This window comes from Pseudanabaena yagii GIHE-NHR1 (assembly GCF_012863495.1).
In the GTDB taxonomy this organism is placed as follows: domain Bacteria; phylum Cyanobacteriota; class Cyanobacteriia; order Pseudanabaenales; family Pseudanabaenaceae; genus Pseudanabaena; species Pseudanabaena yagii.
Genome location: NZ_JAAVJL010000001.1, coordinates 1,341,767 through 1,364,205, shown reverse-complemented (window position 1 = coordinate 1,364,205; position 22,439 = coordinate 1,341,767). Strand labels below are relative to the sequence as shown.

Here is a 22,439-nt window from a genome sequence, read left to right as displayed (position 1 = left end):
GTTCGGCAGAACTACAATCCATTACCGATCGCAAAGAAAGCAGACCAGTAACTCGGATGACTAAACTTTTCTGATTTAATCAGAGCAACTTGCGCCCTATGCAAAGCCTCAATCGGTGTAACATCACCTTTTTGCAGTTCCCGATAAAAAGCCGTCATCAAAGCCTGAGTCCCCTCATCACTGACAGACCAGAGAGAAGCGATCGCCTGTTTTGCGCCGACTTTCTGCACTTGATAACCAAAGCCTAAGATTTCTACCCCAGAGCCAAGAGTACTTAAACCAGTTTGACAAGCACTAAGTACGATTAAATTCACATTGGGAATTTGCCAGTCAGTAAGTTCGCTCAATCGGATCTTGTCCCCATTACCAAAGATGATGAAGGAGTTATCAGGCGCACCTGTATTAAATTCAGCATGGGTAGCAAAATGGAGAATATTATAGTTTTTAAATTTGGCTTCGGTGGTGGCGCGGCTAAAGTCATTTTCAAATAGAGCAAAAGAATTTGGGAATAAATTCGATATTCCCTTAACTTCGGTAATGCTAGCAGGTAGGGCAATTTGTCCAAATTTACGCTCTCCTGCTTTACCACCAAAGGCTCCTGCGAGGATGCTTGGTTCTGTTTTCGGCTGAGGACTAAAATCACTGAGGCTATAGGCAATGAGATTACTAATGCGATATTTCTCGGCTAGCCATTGTTTGCCATCATTGAGCGCAGCAAGAGGAACATAACGCAGGATACCATCAGGAGCATAGAGAATCGTAGTAGTTTTGGCATTGATTAGTTCGGTTTCGATGGGTTTAATCAGGAGCCTATAGAGTTGCTGCGAAGGTTCTCGAAAGTCTTCAAAGCCGCTATCCTGTAAACCTGCTCGAAATTCGGTGATTAATTTTTCTAGATCATCTTTTTTGATATTGACAGTGCGATGAATGGGTAAGGTGTTGGGAGCAAAGAGAATGATTTCTAGTCTGTCGTTGAGGATTAAGGGATAGATCAGCACATTTCCCTGCGGGATTTGGTTGAGATAGTCGGGGACTTTGTTAATTTCGGATTTGGGAAGTTGTTGGATTTGGTTGGCAAGTTGGTTATTGATGTCTTTGCTATTGTCAGAGCTAATGTTTAAGAGCTTATCGCTAAGAGCTTTTTCTGGTGCTAATAGTCTGACTCCCTGCGCTGATCTGTCACTCCCTTTAATATTTTTGAGATAGTCCTCAAGTTCTTGGACTTTGAGCAGATCGAGGATTTGTAGGGCTTCCATGACGCGATCTTGTTTAATCAGGATATCAGCGAGGTCACGATAGCTGAATGCAATGCTAGTAATAAAGGATTGCTGTTCTTCTTTTTTCAATCCTTTGATGTCTTTGCGAATGGCTTCAAAGGTGTTGATAGCCTGTTTGTAAAAAACGATGGAAATATCGGTTTGGTTGAGTTGATTAAGGGCTGCACCCAGATTATTGAGAGACCATGCTTCACCATTGCGATCGCCGATTTGCTTAAAGATCGCTAAGGATTGCTGCAAGAAATCAATAGCTTTCTGATACTGTCCGAGACTGTCGTATGCGTTACCTAGATTATTCAGTGATGTTGCTTCACCATTGCGATCGCCGATTTGTTTTTTGATCGCTAAGGATTGCTGCAAGAAATCAATAGCTTTCTGATACTGTCCGAGATTGTCGTATGCGTTACCTAGATTATTCAGTGACGTTGCTTCACCTTGGCGATCACCGATTTGCTTAAAGATTACTAAGGTTTGCTGATAGTATTCAATCGCTTTTTGGTACTGTCCGAGATTGCTATATGCAACGCCTAGATTGCTTAGCGAAGTAGCTTCACCATTGCGCTTATTAAGTTTCCTAGAAATGTTAAGGGATTGTTGATAGTATTCAATTGCTTTTTGATACTGTCCTAGATTATAGTATGCAACCCCCAAATTACTGAGAGGTGATACTTCACCATCAAGATCGCCAATTTGTTGTGTGATCGCTAATGCTTGTTGATAGTAGTTGATCGCTATCTGAATCTGCCCAAGATCTCTATATACAGCACCCAAATTATTTAAAGATTGTGCTTCACCCTTGCGATTGCCGAGTTCCCGTCTGATTTTTAAAGATTGCTGAAAAAGATCAATCGCTTTTTGATATTGCGAAAAACTATAATAACTGAATCCTAGATTGTTGATTAAAAGTGCTTCACCCTTGCGATCGCCAATTTCCTGTCTAATTTTTAAAGATTGCTGATAAAAATCAATTCCTTTCTGGTATTGTGCCAAGCTGTTGTATGCATCACCTAAACTCAAAAGTGACTCCGCTTCACCCTTGCGATCGCCAATTTCTTTTTGAAGGATAAGAGATTGCTGATAATGCTCAATTACCTTCTGATACTGTTCTAAATTTTCATATGTATCACCCAAACTCAGAAGTAACTTTATTTCACCTTTGCGATCACCGATTTGTCTTTGGATAGCGAGAGACTGTTGATAATATTCAATTGCTTTCTGATACTGTCCAAAGTTTTTATATGCAAGACCAAGACGGCTTAAAGATGCTGCTTCGCTCTTGCGATCGCCGATTTGCTTATAGATTACCAAGGACTGCTGATAGTAGTCGATTGCTTTCTGATACTGTTCTAAATTTTTGTAGGCATCACCCAAGCTAAAGAGCAAATCAACTTCACCTTTGCGATCGCCAATTTGCTTTTGGATCGCTAAGGATTGCTGATAGAAATCAATCGCTTTCTGGTACTGTCCGAGACTATCGTATGCACCCCCCAGATTGTTGAGTGACGTTGCTTCACCATCGCGATCACCAATTTGCTTTTGGATTGCTAAGGATTGCTGGTGGTAATCAATTGCCTTCTGGTACTGCCCAAGACTCTTGTTAACAAGACCTAAACCAAGCAGCGCAATTGCTTCACCCGTGTGATGTTTAATCTCGCGATAGATTCCTAGAGCCGAATCCAATACTTGAATTGCTTCTTGATAACGACTAGCTTGATATAACTTAACTCCTTGCTCTAAAAGCCTCTCTGCTTCTGCTTTGCGATTTTGAACCGTTTGCGCCTTTACGCCTTCGGCGATGATTATAGACGGCACACCCGCCAACAGAGCCGCGATCATCCCAAAACCAGCTAAACGATTCATCATTAAAAGCCTCAAACTGACATCAAAATTTGCAATTTGCAATTATTTACCACAAAGCTTAAAGCTACCTCTCCAAAAACAAATAGCCGTTGCAAAAAACTTAACCAAAAATTTTATGCATTCAGATTTTCATCTTTTGCTATGAATTTACTAATTGCCTCTACAAACAAAAAAAGTTACTAAACTTAGCAAATTACTGTATGAAAATTACAAGCGATTATATATGACGAGTTTTATAGGCGAAAGCCTTGCAATATAAAGCGATTAGACTTCCATATTAGCTACTATTTCTATCTTTTCCTGATTCCTATAGACGATACTTCTCATTAATAGTGCTGTGTGACAACAAGCATGATGCAACGTTTATAGAACTGGCATAAGATCGAAACAGATGCATAATCAAATACTTCGCGATCGCGAATGTTGATTATGCTCCTTCTTACAAAATGTTGGTGATAGACCTATGAGCACTGTAATTAATCCACAAGAGTTAACAGGACTCTCAGAACAGGAAGTTTGCCAACGCCTTCAAGTTGAGGGATATAATGAATTGCCAGCTAGTGATCGCCGCAATATTTGGGGAATCATTTGGGAAATCGCTAGCGAACCAATTTTCTTACTATTACTTGGTTGTGGCGGGATTTATCTATTTCTCGGTGATGCTCAGGAAGCATTGATATTGCTAGGTTTTGTCTTCTTTATTGTGGGAATTAATCTCTATCAAGAACAAAAAACAGAGAAATCCCTTGAAGCTTTACGAGACCTATCTAGTCCTCGCGCCCTTGTCATTCGCGATGGCGAGCGCAAGCGGATCGCAGGTCGAGAAGTGGTGCGTGGAGATTTGATCGTTCTTGCGGAAGGCGATCGCATTCCTGCGGATGGTGTATTGCTATGGTCAACGCACCTCACCGTCGATGAATCGCTCTTAACAGGGGAATCTCTGCCTGTGCGAAAAGTTGCAATGGATGACAGTTTGCCGCTACCAGTCAATCGGTCTGGTGGTGACGATTTGCCCTATGTCTATTCGGGAACTCTGGCTGTGCAGGGACAGGCGATCGTTGAAGTCCAAGCCACTGGCTCAAAAACGGAAATGGGCAAAATCGGTAAGGCTCTACAAACGATTGAACAGGAAGATTCTAAACTGCAACAGGAAACGCGGCGGATTGTTAAACAACTGACGATTATTGCGATCGCTATTTGTATCATTGCCGTAGTGATTTATGGAATTACTCGCGGCGATTGGTTGCATGGCGTATTAGCTGGCTTAGCGCTGGGGATGGCGATTTTGCCCAATGAAATTCCTGTAGTTCTTGCCATCTTTTTAGCATTAGGTGCATGGCGATTTTCGTTGCAAAATGTATTAACAAGGCGCATTCCTGTTGTAGAAACCCTTGGCTCGGCTACGGTGCTTTGTGTGGACAAAACAGGGACGCTCACCCTCAATCAAATGACAGTGCAGCAATTATTTGTTTATCAAGAAGGTTCGCAAAATCCTGCTTTTTACGATCTCACTTTGCATGAGCGTGAAGCCTTGCCAGAGGATTTCCATCGCTTAATTGAATATGGCATTCTCGCCAGTCGTAAAGATCCTTTTGACCCGATGGAAAAGGCTCTGAAATTGGTTGGTTCTCAGCTACTAGTAGGTACAGAACATCTCCATGATGATTGGAATACTTTACGTGAATATCCCTTGTCAGGAGAGTTACGTGCCATGTCCTGTGTTTGGGAACCCATCGCAGGTGGTGCAAAGGAAATCGCCGCGAAAGGTGCACCAGAAGCGATCGCTGATCTTTGCCATTTTAGTCCTGAGATGCTCACGGATTTGGAGCTACAGGCAAATATCATGGCGGCGGCTGGGTTACGGGTACTTGGTGTTGCCAAGGGCTACCTTTCTCCTAATAGTCCAAGGCATCGACCACCTACGGATGGTTCCCTACCTTTGCGCCAACATGATTTTGATTTTGAATTTATTGGTTTAGTTGGCTTAACCGATCCCGTTCGTCCTACGGTTGCCCCTGCGATCGCTGAATGTTATCAGGCAGGAATTCGCGTCGTGATGATTACGGGTGACTACCCCTCAACGGCGCAAAATATCGCTAAACAAATTGGGCTAACCAGTGGGGAAGTGATCACGGGCGCAGAACTCGAACAAATGACTGCAGAACAACTGCGATCGCGGATTCGGAGTACGAATATTTTTGCTCGTGTTGTGCCTGAACAAAAGCTCTTAATTGTGAATGCCCTGAAGCAAAGCGGTGAAATCGTCGCGATGACAGGCGATGGTGTCAATGATGCCCCTGCCCTTAAGGCGGCTCACATTGGGATTGCGATGGGCGGTAGAGGTACAGATGTGGCGAGAGAATCCGCAGATTTAGTTTTACTGAATGATGACTTCACCTCGATTGTGGAATCAGTCAAGTTAGGTCGCCGCATTTTCGATAATCTTAAAAAAGGTATGGCTTATACCCTCGCGGTTCATGTGCCGATCGCAGGGATATCCTTAGTTCCTATTTTTATGCAATGGTCGTTAGTACTTTTGCCGATTCATATTGCCTTCCTGCATCTAATCATCGATCCCGCCTGCACGATCGCCTTTGAAGCCGAAGCAGCCGAAGCCAATGTGATGCAGCGTCCACCCCGCAATCCGAAGGAACCACTCTTTGATCGGCGCACATTATGGTTATCTCTATTTCAAGGATTGAGCGTCTTAGTAGTGTTGGTAATTGTCTATGCGATCGCCAATTATCACGGCAAATTTGCCCCTGATGTTGTCTTATGTAGTGCAGGAGCCTGTGGTGCAAGAGGCTTGGTCTTTACCACCTTGATTGTGTCTAACCTTGCGATGATTCTCACCAATCGCTCATGGACAAGAACGATTCTCAGTACGATGAAAGTTCCTAATGCTTCAATCTGGTGGATTATTAGTGGCGCGATCGTATTTCTGGGATTAATCCTATACGTTCCTTTTTTAAGGCAACTCTTCCAGTTTTCCTATCTGCAATTTGAAGATTTAGCGATCGCCCTCCTATCAGGTATCGCCAGCGTCATTTGGTTTGAGTTCCTCAAATGGAGAAACTCATAAACAAAGATAGGCGACGCTTCGCGCCGCCTATCTTTAATTTTCTAGTGCGTTACAACGTACCGCTTTTGCTAAAAAATTAAGCTAATACTCAGCCCTGAGCCAACGACAAAATGTAAAGCCACTGCGATAAATCGACAATTTAGTAATAGATCGGCTTGATCATGATTCTCGCCAATGAAGGTACATAAATTCCAAGCGATCGGTAAGCTGACTAACACGATCGCTGTCCAGATGGGGAAAAAGTTGCAAATGATCGCCGCGATCGTAATTGCATAAATCACCCCACAGAGCCAAGGTAAAAGCTGAGCCGATCGCTTCGTTCCTAGTCTTACCACAGGAGATTTTTTGCCTGCCGCTAGATCATCGGCAACTTGATTGAAATGGGAGCAGAACAAAATCAAACTGGTGATAATCCCGACAATGATCGCAGCAGCAAGGGAACCAACTGACCAAGACTTAGCTTGACTGTAATAGGCTGCCGAAACACCCAAAGGCCCAAAGGCAAAAAAGCATAAAATTTCGCCTAAGCCTTGGTAGCCCAAGCGAAAGGGGGGGCCTTGGTAGATATAGCCCAGAAAACAACAAATGGCGATCGCGCTGACCACAAATAAATCCTGCTGTAGCCATGAAATCGCCAATACGCCACTAATTCCCGCAAGTAAGCAAATATTGGCGATCGCAAAAATTACATTTTTCTTGCCCGTGAGATTGACCACCGAATGCGCCTTATTGACATCAATCCCCGTCTCCGCGTCAAATACGTCATTACAGAGATTTTCCCAGACCAAAATCAAAATGGCGGAAACCAAAAAGGTCAAAAAAATACTCCAGTTAATTGCCCCAGTATCGCGATAGGCGATCGCTGTACCCGTGGCGATCGGCACGATCGCTACGCTATACATTGGTAATTTAATCGCCGCCATCCATAGCTTGCGAGATGTCTTGGGAGATAGCTCAGGGGAATCAACGAGACTTTTTACCATAATGGCTAAAAATGACTAAAAGACTGTAAATCTAATTTCTGTAGTTTACAGTGGTTTGCACCCTCAATATATATGCCGTTGATGATAGAGGTGCGAAGCAGCTCTATCATCAGATGTCGTCAGGGTTAATCCCCATTGACCTGAGATAATTTTCTAACTTTTCCTTAGCTTGACGCTCTTGCTCATTAGCTTGGCGTTCCTGCTCATTTGCTTCCCACATTGCCAAAATTGTTGATTCCGCTGCCGCGATCTTCTCGCGATCAGTTAAATATCTTTGTCCTGTTTCGTCATACCAAAATAACCATTCCCGTTCCCAGTTGGCATGATCAGCGTGTTCATAACCGATCGCCAAACCAATCTCAGGCAGCCATACAGGATTACCTGTTAATAGCTGATATTTTTGATTGACCAGTTGATAAACCTCTAAAGGTTGGCGTTGCTTATATCTTGATTGCTTTCCCGCTAAGGGATTGTAAATCACATAGTAAAGCACCCCAATACTTTGATAGTCCTCTAGCTTTTTCTCATATTCGCCATTGTATTTTTCAGAGACAACTTCTAGTACCAATTTTGGTAAGACATATTGTTCTTGCCATACTAAATAACTCAGACGACCGCGATCGCCTGTATTTCGAGGTACACCCATTGCCAAAAAGCCGTCAGGGACAATCTGCGGTTTATTGGGGTCGTAATACACCGCCATATCCACACCGAAGAACCAATCTTGGCGATCGCCCCAAATACTGAGCAGAATATTTAATAAAAGATTGGGAATATGATTTTGAAGCTCGTTATCCACGGGGGTATCGTCACTGTGAGGCAGTTCTTCGGCAGTTGGCAAACGCTGACCAGAAATAATGACCATAGTTGTATCTCCACATGAGATTACTAAACATCATACTCCCTTGCCAGTGAAGGATTAGCCGTTGCGGCACAACGGGAAGGGAGTAGCTATAAAAGTTTTGCTTAGAGAGGAATAGTAGTGCGAAGCACTACTATTCCTCTCTTTAGATTTGCCCCAGTTTAGACAAAAAATTAGTAAATTATTAAGCTTTGCAAAGTAAGATGGATTTAAGTAATCAAAAAAATTAAACGTACAGGTACTAGAGCAATATGCGCGTGGCGATCGCTGGAGGAGGGTTAGCAGGATTATCCTGTGCCAAGTATTTGGTGGATTTAGGACATCAGCCGATTTTGCTAGAGCGCAGTAACGTTCTTGGCGGCTTAGTAGCAGCATGGAAGGATGCCGATGGCGACTGGATCGAAACGGGGCTACATAACTTTTTTGGGGCTTATCCCAATATGTTGCAACTGATGGGTGAGCTAAATATCCTCGATCGCCTGCAATGGAAACGCCATGCTTTAATTTTTAATCAACCTGAAAAGCCGGGGGTACTGTCATGGTTTGATGTACCCGACATCCCCTCACCCTTTAATATCATTGTCTCGATTCTTCGCAACAACGATATGCTCACTTGGGAGCAGAAAATAAGGTTTGCGATCGGGCTAATTCCTGCAATTATTCGTGGCGATGACTACGTTGTCTCGATGGACAAATATACCTTTGAGGAATGGCTAGAAATGCGCGGCATCGGTAAGGACATTACTACTGATATTTTTATTGCCGTTTGCAAATCCCTCAAATTTATCGATCCCGATGTGATTTCGGCAACGATTCCCCTCCGCGCTCTCAACAAGTTTTTGCAACAAAAGGACGGCTCGAAAATTGCCTATCTCGATGGCGCACCCCCTGAACGTCTCTGCCAGCCCATCGTTGATTATGTCGTGGCAAAAGGCGGCGAAGTTCATACAGGCGTAGCTCTCAAGGAAATCGTCACTGATGCCGAAGGTAATGTAGAAAAATTAATCGTCCAAGGCACAGATGGTTCACCCAGTCGCGAAATCCTTGCCGATGCTTACGTTTCCGCAATGTCAGTAGACGCATTTAAGAACTATATTCCTGATCCTTGGCAAGGCTTGCCCTATTTTAAACAGCTAGACAATCTTGAAGGCGTACCCGTAATCAGCGTGCAGATCTGGTTCGATCGCAAGCTTACCGATATTGATCACACCCTATTTTCGCGATCGCCCCTGCTAAGTGTTTACTCCGACATGAGTAACTCCTGCAAGGAATATGCCGACCCTGACAAATCGATGCTAGAGCTAGTATTTGCCCCTGCTGCCGATTGGATTGATCGCCCCAATAGTGAAATCGTCGAAGCAACCCTAAACGAGCTTGCCAAACTATTTCCGCAGCATCTCCCCAGTCCCGCCAAAGTCTTAAAGTCCCATGTTGTCAAGACTCCGCGATCGATTTATACAGCAACCCCCGGACGCGAGCAATTCCGTCCTAGTCAAGCCACACCGATCGCTAATTTCTTTTTGTCAGGTAGCTATACAGCACAGCCCTTTTTTGGGAGTATGGAAGGGGCGGTACTTTCTGGTAAGCTAACAGCACAGGAAATCCATAAAGCAAGTCAAAGCTCAAATCAAAAAGCAAGTCAATCTTCTGGAAGTAAAGTCCTTGGTCGAACCTCTAACCAAAACCAGTCAAATCCATCTGTCGTCAGTGCCTAAGCCGATGGGAATGCGTCAGCCAGTCAGTCTGGAGGAAGCCTACGAGATTTGTCGTTGCATCACGGCAAAGTACGCCAAGACCTTTTATCTTGGCACAATGCTGATGTCCGAAGCAAAACGGCGAGCAGTTTGGGCTATATATGCTTGGTGTCGCCGTACCGACGAGCTTGTAGATGGTATGCAAGCAGAAACCACCGATGCGGAAACGCTCTTTAACTGGGAGAAACAGTTGGAGGCGACATTTCGTGGTGATCCGATCCATGCATCGGATATCGCTTTAGCGGACACTGTCAAGCAGTACCCCATGCCCATCCAGCCCTTCAAAGACATGATCTCTGGAATGCGGATGGATCTGAAATATGATCGCTACCAAACCTTCGACGATCTGCATTTGTACTGCTATCGTGTCGCAGGTACAGTGGGCTTGATGTCTGCTGCAATCATGGGCTTTGAGACCAAAGATCCCTCGGTAATTGCGACGGCGACTGAGGCGGCGATCGCTTTAGGTATTGCCATGCAGTTAACTAATATTTTGCGAGATATTGGTGAAGATGCTCAGAGAGGACGCATTTATTTACCCCTTGAGGATTTGCACTATTTCGACTATACCGAAAAAGATTTATTAAATGGTGTCGTCGATGATCGGTGGGTCGAGTTAATGCGTTTCCAAATCCAAAGAGCGCGTGAATTTTATCAACATGCTGAGGATGGTATTTCGGCACTCTGTCGCGATGCTCGATGGCCAGTATGGTCGTCCTTAATTTTGTATCGCAATATTTTAAAAGCGATCGAAAAAAATCACTACGAAGTCTTTAAGCAGCGTGCTTTTGTCCCAAACTCTGGCAAAGTGTTGGCTTTACCTTGGGCATGGCTCAAAGCTCAGACATCTTAAGCAAATAAGAATTAAAAAAGGATTCACTGAGTGAATCCTTTTTTAATTCTTATTTGCCTGAGTATCACTAACAAGGATCAAATCTTCGATATTACGGATCATCGTATTGCAGATATTGTCCAAGGGCAAATCATTAGCATCATGTCCAAAGGGATCTTCTATTTGAATGCCAATCTCTTCAATACCTAAGAGCGTAAAACTAATCAAAGCAACAATTGGGGCTGTCATCCATTCCAGTTGATTAACCATTTGAAATGGTAGTGACAGACAATAAATCATGAGTAACTGCTTAAGGTGGATAGAATAGGCTAGGGGCATTGGGGTTCTGAGAATGCGCTCACAAATGCCCACAACATCAGTCATTTGATGCAATAGGTTAATCATATCGCCTAGCTGATAGCGATCGAGTTTGCCCTGATGAGTTTGTTCTTGCAAATAGCTACTAATCCAAAAGGCAATTTCGAGTGGTGGATGATTCATCGTTTTTAGACGATCAAATTGGGCAGCAGAGAGATTAGCTGCTAGCTCTGCATTAATTGCCTCCGATCGCAAATGTAGTTTTAAGGCGATCGCAAAGGCTGGCAATAGCTTAACTGCGGTGATTTTGGCTTGGCGATCGTGAGGTTCCTGTTCTGAAATTGCGACTAATATTTGTCGGGTTAGATTCCGTACCGTATTTACCAACAGTCCCCATGCTTTACGACCTTCCCAAAATCTTTCATAGGCTGTATTAGTACGGAATACTAACAATAAGCCCAACACAATATTCGGAATGATGCTACCTAAAATCGGAAGGGAAACTTGAATCTTAAATAGATGGAGAATGTAAATTAGACCGCCAAACAATCCACATAATAGAGAGCGGGGCAATACTTCTGGAACAACTGAGCCTCTCCATCGTAGTGCAATGTGAAACCAACTATCTTTTTTCATGCACTTCCATATCTCTAAAAGTTTTTGGCACTTGCCCTTGCTAATAAAACACCAGCTTGGATAGCAATCATACTAACGATCGCACTACCACCTAAATAAATTAATAACATTGTGATATTCCTCTGTTCGAGAAAACCTCTAGCTTCTAATCCATAGGATGAGAAAGTAGTATATGCGCCACAGAAGCCAGTGGTTGTCATGAGGCGTAATTCTGGTGAGATGTTGCGAATATGCTCAGTTGCTAATGTCAGAATATAGGCAATGAGCAAACAACCCGTTACATTGATCAAGAAAGTCCCGTAAAATCCAAAATCCTTACCCCATATTACCTTAGCCAATTCCGTTCCATAAAAACGACTCAAGGCTCCAAATACTGCACCGATCGCGATCGCTATGGCATAACGTCCCTTCAACCAATCCATTAACCTTGTACCTCAATTTATTTTATATAAACTTAGCGATCGCTGCCCCTAAAACCACTGCCCCTAAACCGAATATCACGCTTCCTAACCAATAGAAAACTGTTGCCACGATTTGTTTACTCCGCAATAAAGTGAGTGTATCAAAACCATAGGTTGAGAAGGTAGTATAGGAACCTAAAAATCCAATTCTAATTAATAAATCTAATTCCGCAGGATAACCAGTAATTCCTTTAGAAATGGTGAAAAAGAATCCTATAGCTAAGCATCCAGTTAAGTTAATGGCGAAGGTAGCATAGGGAAATTTCGTACCAAATTTGGCTTTTGTCCATTCTGTAATGTAAAAACGCGACAGTGCTCCAGCAACTGCCCCTAATGCAATCATAAGAACATTCATAATGTCAGACATATTGGCATTATAGCGTTTTCTATCCTAGTCAAGAGAGTTGCGGCGCAAAGCGCCGCAACTCTCTTCTGCACAAAAAAACTGGGAGGTGCTTTGCACCTCCCAGTTTTTTTGATTTTTAGGGTTGATTTATCAATTAAACCTAAGCTGTTTCTTTAGATTTTAGATCTGAGGAACAAAACGTTCTTTTACAGGAACGGTAGTGTACTCAGAGATGATGCGACGAAACTCATCGCCATCTAGCGTTTCTGCTTCAATGAGAAGATCGACAACGCGATCGATCGCTGTGCGGTTTTCATACACAATTTGCAGCGCTGTTTGATAGCATTTCTGCACGATTTCACGAACTTGTTGATCGATCTTTGCTGAAATATCTTCAGAATATTGGGATCCGCCACCCATGCTACGTCCGAGGAATACTTCAGAGCTTTGACCTTCGAGGGCAAGTTGACCGATATTGGACATACCAAAGCGAGTCACCATCTGACGCGCCATGCCACTGACCTGTTGTAAGTCACCACCTGCGCCAGTAGTCACTTCCGCAGAACCAAATACAGCTTCTTCCGCAGCACGTCCACCGAGGGCAGCCGTGATGCGAGCAAGGATTTGACCACGAGAGATCAGGGTTTGTTCTTCATCGGGAGTAAACCATGTCAAACCAGCCGCCTGTCCTCTAGGAATGAGAGTCACTTTCTGCACAGGATCATGCTCCTTCATCAAAGTACCGACGATCGCGTGACCAACTTCGTGATAAGCAATCAAACGCTTATTACGGCTATCAACGAGGGCTTTGCCTTCTAGACCCGCAATGATGCGATCTACAGCGTCATCAATTTCTGCCATCGTCATCGCATCCTTACGACGACGAGCGGTGAGAATTGCGGCTTCATTAAGTAAGTTCGCAAGGTCAGCACCCGCAAACCCGGGGGTACGACGGGCGATCGCTTCTAGGGAAACTTCAGGGCTAATTTTTTTGTCGCGAGCATGAACATTCAATACTTGCAAACGACCCTTGATATCAGGTGGATCGACATTGATTTGGCGATCAAAACGACCGGGACGCAACAGGGCGGAGTCAAGGACATCAGCACGGTTAGTTGCGGCAATAACGATCACACCAGAGTTACCTTCAAAACCATCCATTTCCGTGAGGATTTGGTTGAGGGTTTGTTCGCGTTCGTCATTACCGCCACCGATACCAGCGCCACGTTGACGACCTACCGCATCAATTTCATCGATAAAGATGATGCAAGGTGCGTTTTCTTTCGCCTTCTTGAACAAGTCACGGACACGGGATGCGCCAACACCGACGAACATTTCCACGAACTCAGAACCAGACACGGAGAAGAAAGGTACGCCAGCTTCACCAGCGATCGCCTTGGCAAGCAAGGTCTTACCAGTTCCGGGAGGTCCAATTAACAAAACACCCTTAGGAATCTTTGCGCCAACGGCGGTAAAGCGTTCAGGCTTTTTCAAGAAAGTGACAACTTCTTGTAGTTCTTCCTTAGCTTCTTCGATACCAGCGACATCATCAAACATTACACCTGTCTTGGCATCCATCGCAAAACGCGCCTTAGACTTACCAAAGTCCATAGCTTGTCCGGGACCGCCCATTTGATTGGAACGACGGAATAGGAAAAATAAACCTGCGATTAAAGCAACGGGGAAAACTAAATTGCTAAGAACACTCCAGATCGCGCCATTGTTGCTAGGTGGATAAATTGCTAAGTCCACACCACCTTCATTGAGTTTGTCCATCAACTCTGGGGCATATAGTGGCAAGTCAACTCTAGCGCGTTGCTCTTTGCCCTCAATTTGGGGATCGCTTGCTACGATTACCGCCGTGCGACCACCATCAAAAATATCGACCTTGCGTACTCGATGTTCATCAAGATACTCAAGAAATCTTCCGTAGGCGATGCGGGTATTTGCTGCATTCACCGTTGGACGACTAGGGGCAGGACGAGCAACTAATGTCTGCCAGCCAAAAAAGCCAATTATCGCTATGGGCAGCAACCACAGCAGTGCAGTTCTCCAAGAGGATTTCATATAGCAAAGAGCCTGATGTTCAAAATAATTTCTTAACTAAACTTAACTTACCACGATCCTCAAGTAATGTAATCGTGCGATCGCAAATATCTATCCAAAGGAAAGCGCTCCATATCCATAGCAAAGGCGTTACTTGCGCCTGTTTTTCTTCATTTGAGTCTTGCTTTGTAGGACATTAAAATAGGTAGGGATGGCAGCGCGAAGCGCTGCCATCCCTACCTATTTAGCAATTATGTTAAGTTCTGACAATTTTATAGATTTTATATGTAATTTACTTGACTAATAAAATTTGAAAGGCTTAATATTCGCCATCACGAATTTGCATAAAAATTTATATGGAAATTATTGGGGCTTTGTTAGTTACTGGATGTCTATGGCTTTCCCAACAGATGAATGATTCTGATAAGAAGAAAGAACAAGAGATGGAGAAAAAAATTAAGGAAAAGCTGAAAAACGATCAATATGTGAATATTCGCATTATTGAACAGCCTAAAAACTAATTGGGATATAGCAACTCTAAATGGTTTGTGGAAGTTCTCCCTTTGGGGGCACTTCCAGACTATATCTGAGAAAATTCAGCATCCCTAATCTTGAGACTTTTTGAGCATTGTCTTTGGCGAGATTGTTTATGATAGTTAAGTTAGAAAGGCGATCGCTTTCAATTAACTTTTAGGATTAGTACAGGTAAAGCAAAGCGCTATCTGTACATCAAGATCGCTGTCAAAACTTGCTTTAAGTCTGGAGTAAAAATCGTGAAGCAAAAGCTACAAGCAATTAGTGGAGAACTAAAAACTCAATTTAAGATTTTAGGAAGTTGCGTCATAGTCTTTTGGGCTGTAGTTATTGTTAATGAATTATTGTTTGGTGGCAGGCTTAATGCTTTAGGGATTCTGCCTCATCACTTGATAGGTTTGCGCGGTATTCTGTTTGCTCCCTTTTTGCATGGAGGGTTTTATCATGTTGCCGCTAATACACTGCCCTTTATTGTTTTAGGGTGGTTTGTGATGTTACGAAACATCAATGATTTTTATTTCGTATCTTTTATATCAGCGTTAATCGGTGGTCTAGGAACATGGCTAGTAGGTAGACCTGATTCTGTACACATTGGTGCGAGTGGCGTAATTTTTGGATATTTTGGATATTTGCTATTTCGGGGTTACTTTGAGCGAAGTTTTGTGGCGATCGCAATTTCCGTGATAGTCGCTATGATCTATGGCGGATTAGTTTGGGGGGTATTACCAACACGAGCCTACATTTCTTGGGAAGGACATTTGTTTGGGTTTATTGGTGGAATTATTGCCGCTAAGATGCTATCTGAGAGTAAGAATAATAGACTTTAGTTATAGATGCTTGAAAGCTCTGCTCATATTGTCTCCTAAAGCCTGAGATATTTATCTTGATAAATTTATTTATCAGTAAATTTATCAAGATAAATATCAAAATAATTTTTCACTGAAGCTGACGATACGATTAATTAAAAAATCTTTGTGTAACTCTTTGAGATATGGAGATAAAAATATGAGTCAGAAAATAAACCCATTGAATAAAGAACAACAGAAAAAGATTTTTATTCTATTTCTCTTAGCATCAGTTTTTTGGATTGTAGTAGCTATAAATGAATTTTTATTTAATAGGAGCTTGATCTCATTTGGGATTATGCCTCAAAGTATCGTTGGCTTTCGCGGTATATTCATAGCTCCTTTTATCCATGCAAACTTTTATTCGGTTGCCGAAAATACAGTCCCATTTATTATTTTGGGTTGGTTGGTAATTAACAGAAGCATCAAAGATTTTTATTTTGTGTTTTGTTCATCAGTTATTTCGAGTGGCTTCGGAACTTGGCTAATTGGCAAACCTAATACACTACATATTGGTGCAGGTGGTGTAGTTTTTGGATTCTATGGTTATTGTCTATTTCAAATTTACTTAGAACGTAAATTTGCGATATTTTATACTTCGATTGCTATTGCTATAATCCTTTGTGCGCTTCTATTTTTTGGTATATTACCGAAACAATCTAATATTTCTTGGGAAAGCTTTTTATTTGGATTTATTGGGGGGATTATTGCTGCAAAATTCTTAGCATCTAAACCATAAAAAAGAAGCGGTGCAAAGCACCGCTTCTTTTTTATTTTAAGAAACACTAGTTTTAAGAAACACTTTTAATAGCTTCTAGTAAACTGCGGGTACAGGCTCCCTTATCACAAAAAGCATCGATATTTGCCCCATTCGAGATTGCCTGTGCCTTGCCACCATCGGCTGCTGAATAAGCCACAATCTTGACATGAGGGTATTTATTTTTGATTTCACTGGAAGCTGTCCAGCCATCCATCACGGGCATATGTAAGTCCATGACCACAACATCAGGCTCAAGCTTTTGGACTTTAGCGATCGCCTCTTTACCGTTAATGGCAACCTCTACTGAACCTATACAGGCTTGTAAAGAAAGTGCTAGTTGTAAAGTACATCGGGTGAGTTCGTGGTCATCCACCACCAAAACGCGCAAAGTTTTTGTAGAAGATGTCATGATAGGTACGGTAAGAAGGTCTTGACAATAACTCTGTTATGTAACCTAAGATACCTCTTTTTTGTTCTGAAAGCTTCTATCGCAGGGACTAATAAAAATGAGAAGTGGTGCTTTGTATCGCTTCTCATTTTCGCGTTTTAGCCCCGCCATTTTACTTTCGGTAAAATTTGCTTTTCATCAATGCGATCGCGATATCTAATCGCAAAATTGAGCAACGAATCTAGCAAAGCCTCTGATAGAAAATGAGGCTGAAGTCCGAGATCGAGGAGATTAGTATTTTTGGCGTTGAAATAATGTTCCTCTAGCTCAACACGCGGATTCTCTATATTTTGGACTTCAACTTTAATGCCAAGGGTTTGACCAGCTTTTTGTACCATCAACGCCAGATCGCGGATTGAGAAAAGCTCGGTAAATTGGTTGAACACACGCATCTTGCCTGCTTCCGCAGGATTAGCGATCGCTAACTCAATACAGCGCACGGTATCACGGATATCAAGGAACCCTCGTGTCTGTCCACCCTTACCATAGACCGTCAGAGGATGCCCGATCGCTGCTTGGATACAAAAGCGGTTTAGGGCTGTGCCAAATACACCATCATAATCAAGGCGATTGATCAGTAACTCATCCGTACCAGTCTCTTCAGTTAATACACCGTAAACAACGCCTTGGTTTAGGTCAGTCGCCCGTAAGCCCCAAGCGCGACAGGCAAACTGAATATTGTGGCTATCATGTACCTTGCTGAGATGATAAAAACTACCTGGTTGCTTGGGATAAGGAAGAGTATCTTTGCGACCATTATGCTCAATGGTGATATAGCCTTCTTCGATATCGATATTAGGCGTACCATATTCGCCCATCGTACCTAGTTTTACCAAATGACATTCGGGATTATGTTCTTTGATGGCATATAGCAAGTTCAATGTCCCTACCACATTATTTACTTGCGTGAGTACAGCATGTTCGCGATCGATCATCGAGAATGGTGCTGAACGTTGTTCTCCAAAATGCACGACTGCATTAGGCTCAAAACCACGAAAAGCTTTTAGTAAAAATTCGTAGTTGGTAATATCACCGATAAATAATTCAATGTCTTGACCTGAAACAGCTTTCCACTTATAGATCCGCTCTTGAATAGATGCGATCGGGGTCAGCGTCGCCACACCTAACTCATTGTCCCAATGTCGGCGAATTAAATTATCTAAAACACCAACCTCATAGCCTTTATTGGCGAGATGTAACGCTGTCGCCCATCCGCAATAACCGTCACCACCAATTACCAGTACTTTCATGAATTCTGTGGGTTACAACTATTTTGAGTTACAGTTTCCAAATTAACCCTATCAGGATTTTACCGATTTGTGATGTGCAAGACCGAAATTTATTAACCCCTGTGTATCTAGAAACACATAGAGTATTTGGAATCGGAGGATTTTTAGATTGCGATCGCTACTTAGGAAGTAGAGAAGCAGATTTTTTGAGGCGCGGCTTTGCCGCGCCTCAAAAAATCTGCTTCTCTACTAAATCGTTTCAGTGTATATTCATAACTAGCTCAACGAGATTGAGAATACATAACACACTCACGCAATTTAGCGGATCGCAGCCTTTCCTAGGCAGGTGTAATGTATTGGAATAAGACAACCAAGATTAGCCAAAAGCTATTCACTAGTTAGACTAGGACGATTAGTCAAAAGTATGCTTTCGATTGCCGAACTTGCCCATCAACGAGATCCACAGGCGATCGCCGAAATTATCCGTAAGGAATTACAACCCCTTAACTATCAACATCTTAATGTTGAGGTCACTATTGTTGATAGCAATTTAGAACTACAAATAAGGACAGATTCTGCTATTGATAAGGAAAAACTACTGACATTAATCTCTAGTAACCTCCAAAATTTGCATATAGAATCAGTGGCGAAGTTCAAGGTGCAATGTTGGCGTAATGATGATGAAATACATGAGCAGCGTCTATTGTGGACGGAGCAAGTTATGCTAGAGCCACTACAATCATCTTTATCTCAAACCTTAGAGATGGAGTCAGAGCAGATCGAAGTTCCCAAAATAGATGCTCCTAAAGTTCGTGCCCCTGAAACGCTGCTTTCTAAGGATTCTGTATTAAAAAAGGCAATTAGTAACCTTTCTAAAAAACATTCAACAGAAGAAACGCCTATACAGGTTAATGCTCACCTAATCGATCATTTAGAAGCATCTACATCTGCTAATAGAAATGGTGCATTAGCTAAAGTTCAGAAACAGGTAGAAAAAAAGCGCTCACCTATCAATGATTACTGGCAATTGGTACTCGTAGGATTATCGATTATGCTCCTAGGGCTAGGTATTGGCGCATTTGTTAGAGCAATGACGACGAAGAGAGTTACTGAGCCAATTACCGCAATCTCTTCCGTTAGTTCATCCAATGACAAGCCATCAAGCCCCAAGACTACAACTTCGCAAAACCTCGCAGGTCAAAGTAGTGCTCCAGTTGCAATATCCTCATCTTCCCCAAAAACGCCCCGCGCAAATTTACCTGATATAGCTACCACCGCAAACTCTACAGCTTCAGAAATTGCTCCTGTAAAAACAAGTCCATCAAATAATGGTTCACAGGAAGAGGAAAATCCAATTACCTTAGATAAATTTAATCGTGTGCAGAAAGGCATGACCGTTGAGCAGGTAGAAAAAATCTTTGGTGTATCGGGCAAAGTAATAGCTGAAAATACAGCGAATAATAGTGTGGGTAAGGTTTACTCTTGGAAAAACCCACAGGGCAGTAATGCCATCATTGAATTTAAAGATGGTCAGGTAGTAGCCAAAGCACAAGCTGGTTTATAACTGTGCTGTGCTACCTATTGCTATAAAATTACATCTTGGGTGATCTATCAAGCTATTGATTTAGCGAAGTCAGTCAACTCGAGTAAAAGCCTAGTGGGAGAAGAATTTTTTGGGTATTGATTTACGCAGCTATGTCTACTTAGACAATTTACAGAGACAACATGCTGCTTATTTAGGAACAGTTGCACAAGGCTTTTTACCCTTACCAGGTGATACCTCCATCTGGATCGAGATTTCTCCCGGTATTGAAATTAATCGTATTACTGATGTGGCACTCAAATCCACTTCGGTCAGACCTGGTGTTCAAATTGTTGAGCGCTTGTACGGACTGCTAGAAATCCACTCCGCTAGTCAAGGGGAAGCCCAAGCCGCAGGTAGAGCAATCCTACAAATGCTAGGCGCAACTGAAGAAGATCGGATTAAGCCAAGATTGTTGTCCAGTCAAATTATTCGTAATGTTGATGCCCATCAAACCCAATTAATTAATCGCTTCCGACGTGGGCAAATGCTTTTGTCGGGACAAACTCTATACATCATGGAGGTTGAGCCTGCTGCCTATGCTGCCCTTGCGGCAAATGAAGCCGAAAAAGCTGCTTCAATAAATATTTTGGAAATTGTTGCGGTGGGCAGTTTCGGGCGTTTATACCTTGGTGGTGAAGAGCGCGATATTATGGCAGCTTCGGCAGCCGTACTAAATACAATTGAAAATATTAAAGGGCGTGATATCTGGAGCGATCGCAAAGAGTAATCAAAATTTGTCCAGCAAATTTTGATTACAAATCATCTTCCCATCCACAGCATTTACAACGCCATTGCTCTGGTGGTAGCCGCATCCGTGAAAATGATGTGCGGCATTCAGGACATTTACCTGTAAAGATCGGATGCCAACCGCATTCTGATTCCATGGCGGGATCATAGTTATTGGGATCATCGGGTTCCCATAAATCTGCTGAGACAAAATCTGAGCAAACACCCCATTTGGGACCATAGGGATGTAAGGCACAAACTAAGAAGCTAGTGTGCGAGTAAAAGTCACAGCGATCGCATAGAGATATTTTTGCCATAGTTAACTAAAGCGAGCGATTTCAATACCATTTTGACGGATAACTAACTCTAGAGTAAGCGAACTCGCAGGAAAAATTGCTTCTTTGGCAACAGCTCGAATTTCGTAGGGCGATTTCAACTCACTAGCAATCTTAAAAAGTTCTGTCAAAGCATCGGGGGGGAAATTGCCAACTTGACCTGTCAGCGGATTGGCTAACACCCCTTCACGTCTTGCCCGAAAACTCACTAGTAGGAATAGTTGTTCGAGTCTTGAGGCTAAAGCCTGTGGTGCAAGATTAGGAGTGAATTGTAAAGTGGCAATTTCATCGCCTCGCGCAAATATTTGACGGTTTAGGGTAACATCTGCAGAAATAGCAATCTTAGTTTCTCGTTTCAAGAAATTACCTGCGGAGAGAATCCGAATCACATAGCTCTGTCCATCCTTAATACGATTTAATAGCCCTTCGATTTGTGCCTCCGTAATTTTGATAACTGGTTCCTTAGGAGCTTGATCAGGCAAGAAGTCAAGCAGTTCACGGGCATTGCGTTCCGCTTGTTGAATGAGTTGAATACTTGCCTGACGTAAATCGGCACTACTGAGGTTTGGACGCACGACTCCTATTGATAAAATCTGATCAGCAAAAATTGCCACGTTACCTTTGCGTAAAGCCTCAAGGCTAACAATCAACTGTTCACGAGCAGTTTCGAGTGAGGCGATTTCGGAAGTAAGTTCCGATCTCTGCTTTTCGATCGCAATTAAACGTTGTTCAGATTCATCTACTTTTTGCTTGAGGGTTTCGCGATCGCGGGAAATACTGGCTAACTCACCAGAAATCCGTTCTTTCTCCTGTCGTAATTGACTACTCTCATTTTGAAGATTTTCTTGCTCTTTAGTTAAATTCTGAATGCGAGAGAGCAAATCTGCCTCTTGCTGAGAAGCCTTTTTTAGTTCTTCATCTGCCTTTTGAAATTTATTTTCGACCGTTTGCAACAAAGCTTGAGTTTCTGATTGTTTACGTACAGCTTGGACTAAGGACTTATTAATTTGTTCTAAGCGCTGTTGAGCCTTTTCCTGTTCATTCTTGGCAGCATTTAGCTCAGATTCAACTTTTTGTTTTTGCTCCTGACTACTTGCTAACTCCGAACGAATACTCTCTAAGCGAAATAATCCATCCCTTAGCTGTCCACTTAGTAACAATAAAATACCTAGGGTTGAAGCAGAAATCATCCCACCTGTAGCGATCGTGACTAAGGTCGCAGTATCTCGCGGTCTCAGGTTGAACATACTAAGTCGCGCCCTACCAACCTTAGTGCCAATGCGATCGCCTAAGGTCGCAATGATCCCACCTAAGATCAAAATCGCTAAAATCAGCGTATATCCAGCCATGTAACTCCTAAGTCCTCACGCTGTTGATTTTAGCAGACAAACAAGAGAGACTGCGAATGCCCCAATCATAGAAACCTATTTCATTGTCTATCTTTAAAAATTGATAAGGGCGAAGCCTCATCACAAAAAACTGGCTTTTTTATAGCTGTAGTCAAATGTATTAAGAAGAGA

Annotated in this window: 19 protein-coding genes; 8 read left to right on the top strand and 11 right to left on the bottom strand. The window is 42.7% G+C overall.

What is annotated here, in order from left to right; all coding sequences use genetic code 11:
* Nucleotides 1-11: 11 nt before the first annotated feature.
* Entirely contained in the window at nucleotides 12-3,140 is a 3,129-nt protein-coding gene (locus HC246_RS06460) for a CHAT domain-containing protein (RefSeq protein WP_169362664.1), read from the bottom strand.
* 460 nt (nucleotides 3,141-3,600) lie between these two features.
* Between HC246_RS06460 and HC246_RS06455 the strand changes: the two genes are divergently transcribed.
* Nucleotides 3,601-6,219: a cation-translocating P-type ATPase gene (locus tag HC246_RS06455; RefSeq protein WP_169362663.1), complete on the top strand. Its 2,619-nt coding sequence runs from the start codon at nucleotides 3,601-3,603 to the stop codon at nucleotides 6,217-6,219.
* A 68-nt stretch (nucleotides 6,220-6,287) separates the two neighbouring features.
* Here HC246_RS06455 and menA read toward each other — a convergent pair whose 3' ends face one another.
* Nucleotides 6,288-7,202, bottom strand: coding sequence for a 2-carboxy-1,4-naphthoquinone phytyltransferase (menA, locus tag HC246_RS06450; protein ID WP_169362662.1), 915 nt, complete (start codon nucleotides 7,200-7,202; stop codon nucleotides 6,288-6,290).
* A gap of 109 nt (nucleotides 7,203-7,311) precedes the next feature.
* The gene (locus tag HC246_RS06445) at nucleotides 7,312-8,067 is read right to left on the bottom strand and encodes a Uma2 family endonuclease (RefSeq protein WP_169362661.1); all 756 of its coding nucleotides are present in this window, start codon (nucleotides 8,065-8,067) and stop codon (nucleotides 7,312-7,314) included.
* A 248-nt stretch (nucleotides 8,068-8,315) separates the two neighbouring features.
* Between HC246_RS06445 and pds the strand changes: the two genes are divergently transcribed.
* Both pds and HC246_RS06435 read left to right on the top strand, forming a co-directional pair.
* Complete coding sequence (gene pds, locus HC246_RS06440) at nucleotides 8,316-9,779, top strand: 15-cis-phytoene desaturase (protein ID WP_169362660.1); 1,464 nt, start codon at nucleotides 8,316-8,318, stop codon at nucleotides 9,777-9,779.
* 4 nt (nucleotides 9,780-9,783) lie between these two features.
* Nucleotides 9,784-10,671 carry a phytoene synthase gene (locus HC246_RS06435; protein ID WP_169364506.1) on the top strand — a complete coding sequence of 296 codons (888 nt, stop codon included), beginning with the start codon at nucleotides 9,784-9,786 and terminating at the stop codon, nucleotides 10,669-10,671.
* Nucleotides 10,672-10,713: 42 nt separating this feature from the next.
* Here the strand turns inward: HC246_RS06435 and HC246_RS06430 are convergent, their stop codons facing one another.
* From HC246_RS06430 to ftsH, 4 genes are all read right to left on the bottom strand, one after another.
* Nucleotides 10,714-11,604 carry a bestrophin family protein gene (locus HC246_RS06430; protein ID WP_169362659.1) on the bottom strand — a complete coding sequence of 297 codons (891 nt, stop codon included), beginning with the start codon at nucleotides 11,602-11,604 and terminating at the stop codon, nucleotides 10,714-10,716.
* 14 nt (nucleotides 11,605-11,618) lie between these two features.
* Nucleotides 11,619-12,026 carry a fluoride efflux transporter FluC gene (locus HC246_RS06425; protein ID WP_169362658.1) on the bottom strand — a complete coding sequence of 136 codons (408 nt, stop codon included), beginning with the start codon at nucleotides 12,024-12,026 and terminating at the stop codon, nucleotides 11,619-11,621.
* A 22-nt stretch (nucleotides 12,027-12,048) separates the two neighbouring features.
* Entirely contained in the window at nucleotides 12,049-12,432 is a 384-nt protein-coding gene (gene crcB, locus HC246_RS06420) for a fluoride efflux transporter CrcB (RefSeq protein WP_169362657.1), read from the bottom strand.
* A gap of 159 nt (nucleotides 12,433-12,591) precedes the next feature.
* Nucleotides 12,592-14,478, bottom strand: coding sequence for an ATP-dependent zinc metalloprotease FtsH (gene ftsH, locus HC246_RS06415; protein WP_169362656.1), 1,887 nt, complete (start codon nucleotides 14,476-14,478; stop codon nucleotides 12,592-12,594).
* 335 nt (nucleotides 14,479-14,813) lie between these two features.
* On the opposite strand from ftsH, the gene HC246_RS06410 reads away from it, so the two are divergent.
* The 3 genes from HC246_RS06410 (at nucleotide 14,814) to HC246_RS06400 (ending at nucleotide 16,575) form a co-directional block, all read left to right on the top strand.
* Complete coding sequence (locus HC246_RS06410; RefSeq protein WP_169362655.1) at nucleotides 14,814-14,978, top strand: hypothetical protein; 165 nt, start codon at nucleotides 14,814-14,816, stop codon at nucleotides 14,976-14,978.
* 252 nt (nucleotides 14,979-15,230) lie between these two features.
* Complete coding sequence (locus HC246_RS06405; protein ID WP_169362654.1) at nucleotides 15,231-15,818, top strand: rhomboid family intramembrane serine protease; 588 nt, start codon at nucleotides 15,231-15,233, stop codon at nucleotides 15,816-15,818.
* Between the two features lie 178 nt (nucleotides 15,819-15,996).
* A complete protein-coding gene (locus tag HC246_RS06400) occupies nucleotides 15,997-16,575 on the top strand; it encodes a rhomboid family intramembrane serine protease (RefSeq protein WP_169362653.1) in 579 nt (192 codons plus the stop codon).
* Between the two features lie 52 nt (nucleotides 16,576-16,627).
* Here the strand turns inward: HC246_RS06400 and HC246_RS06395 are convergent, their stop codons facing one another.
* Together HC246_RS06395 and HC246_RS06390 are read right to left on the bottom strand one after the other, a co-directional pair.
* Entirely contained in the window at nucleotides 16,628-17,005 is a 378-nt protein-coding gene (locus tag HC246_RS06395; RefSeq protein ID WP_126388235.1) for a response regulator, read from the bottom strand.
* A 137-nt stretch (nucleotides 17,006-17,142) separates the two neighbouring features.
* Nucleotides 17,143-18,294: a UDP-sulfoquinovose synthase gene (locus tag HC246_RS06390; RefSeq protein ID WP_169362652.1), complete on the bottom strand. Its 1,152-nt coding sequence runs from the start codon at nucleotides 18,292-18,294 to the stop codon at nucleotides 17,143-17,145.
* A 403-nt stretch (nucleotides 18,295-18,697) separates the two neighbouring features.
* Here HC246_RS06390 and HC246_RS06385 point away from each other — a divergent pair, with 403 nt between their 5' ends.
* Nucleotides 18,698-19,837, top strand: coding sequence for a hypothetical protein (locus HC246_RS06385; RefSeq protein WP_169362651.1), 1,140 nt, complete (start codon nucleotides 18,698-18,700; stop codon nucleotides 19,835-19,837).
* Between the two features lie 109 nt (nucleotides 19,838-19,946).
* On the top strand, nucleotides 19,947-20,585 hold the full coding sequence (locus HC246_RS06380) for a hypothetical protein (RefSeq protein ID WP_169362650.1): 639 nt from the start codon (nucleotides 19,947-19,949) through the stop codon (nucleotides 20,583-20,585).
* 25 nt (nucleotides 20,586-20,610) lie between these two features.
* Here the strand turns inward: HC246_RS06380 and HC246_RS06375 are convergent, their stop codons facing one another.
* Both HC246_RS06375 and HC246_RS06370 read right to left on the bottom strand, forming a co-directional pair.
* Nucleotides 20,611-20,901, bottom strand: a complete 291-nt coding sequence (locus HC246_RS06375; protein WP_169362649.1) for a hypothetical protein — start codon at nucleotides 20,899-20,901, stop codon at nucleotides 20,611-20,613.
* A gap of 2 nt (nucleotides 20,902-20,903) precedes the next feature.
* On the bottom strand, nucleotides 20,904-22,268 hold the full coding sequence (locus HC246_RS06370) for a DUF3084 domain-containing protein (protein WP_169362648.1): 1,365 nt from the start codon (nucleotides 22,266-22,268) through the stop codon (nucleotides 20,904-20,906).
* Between the last annotated feature and the right edge of the window lie 171 nt (nucleotides 22,269-22,439).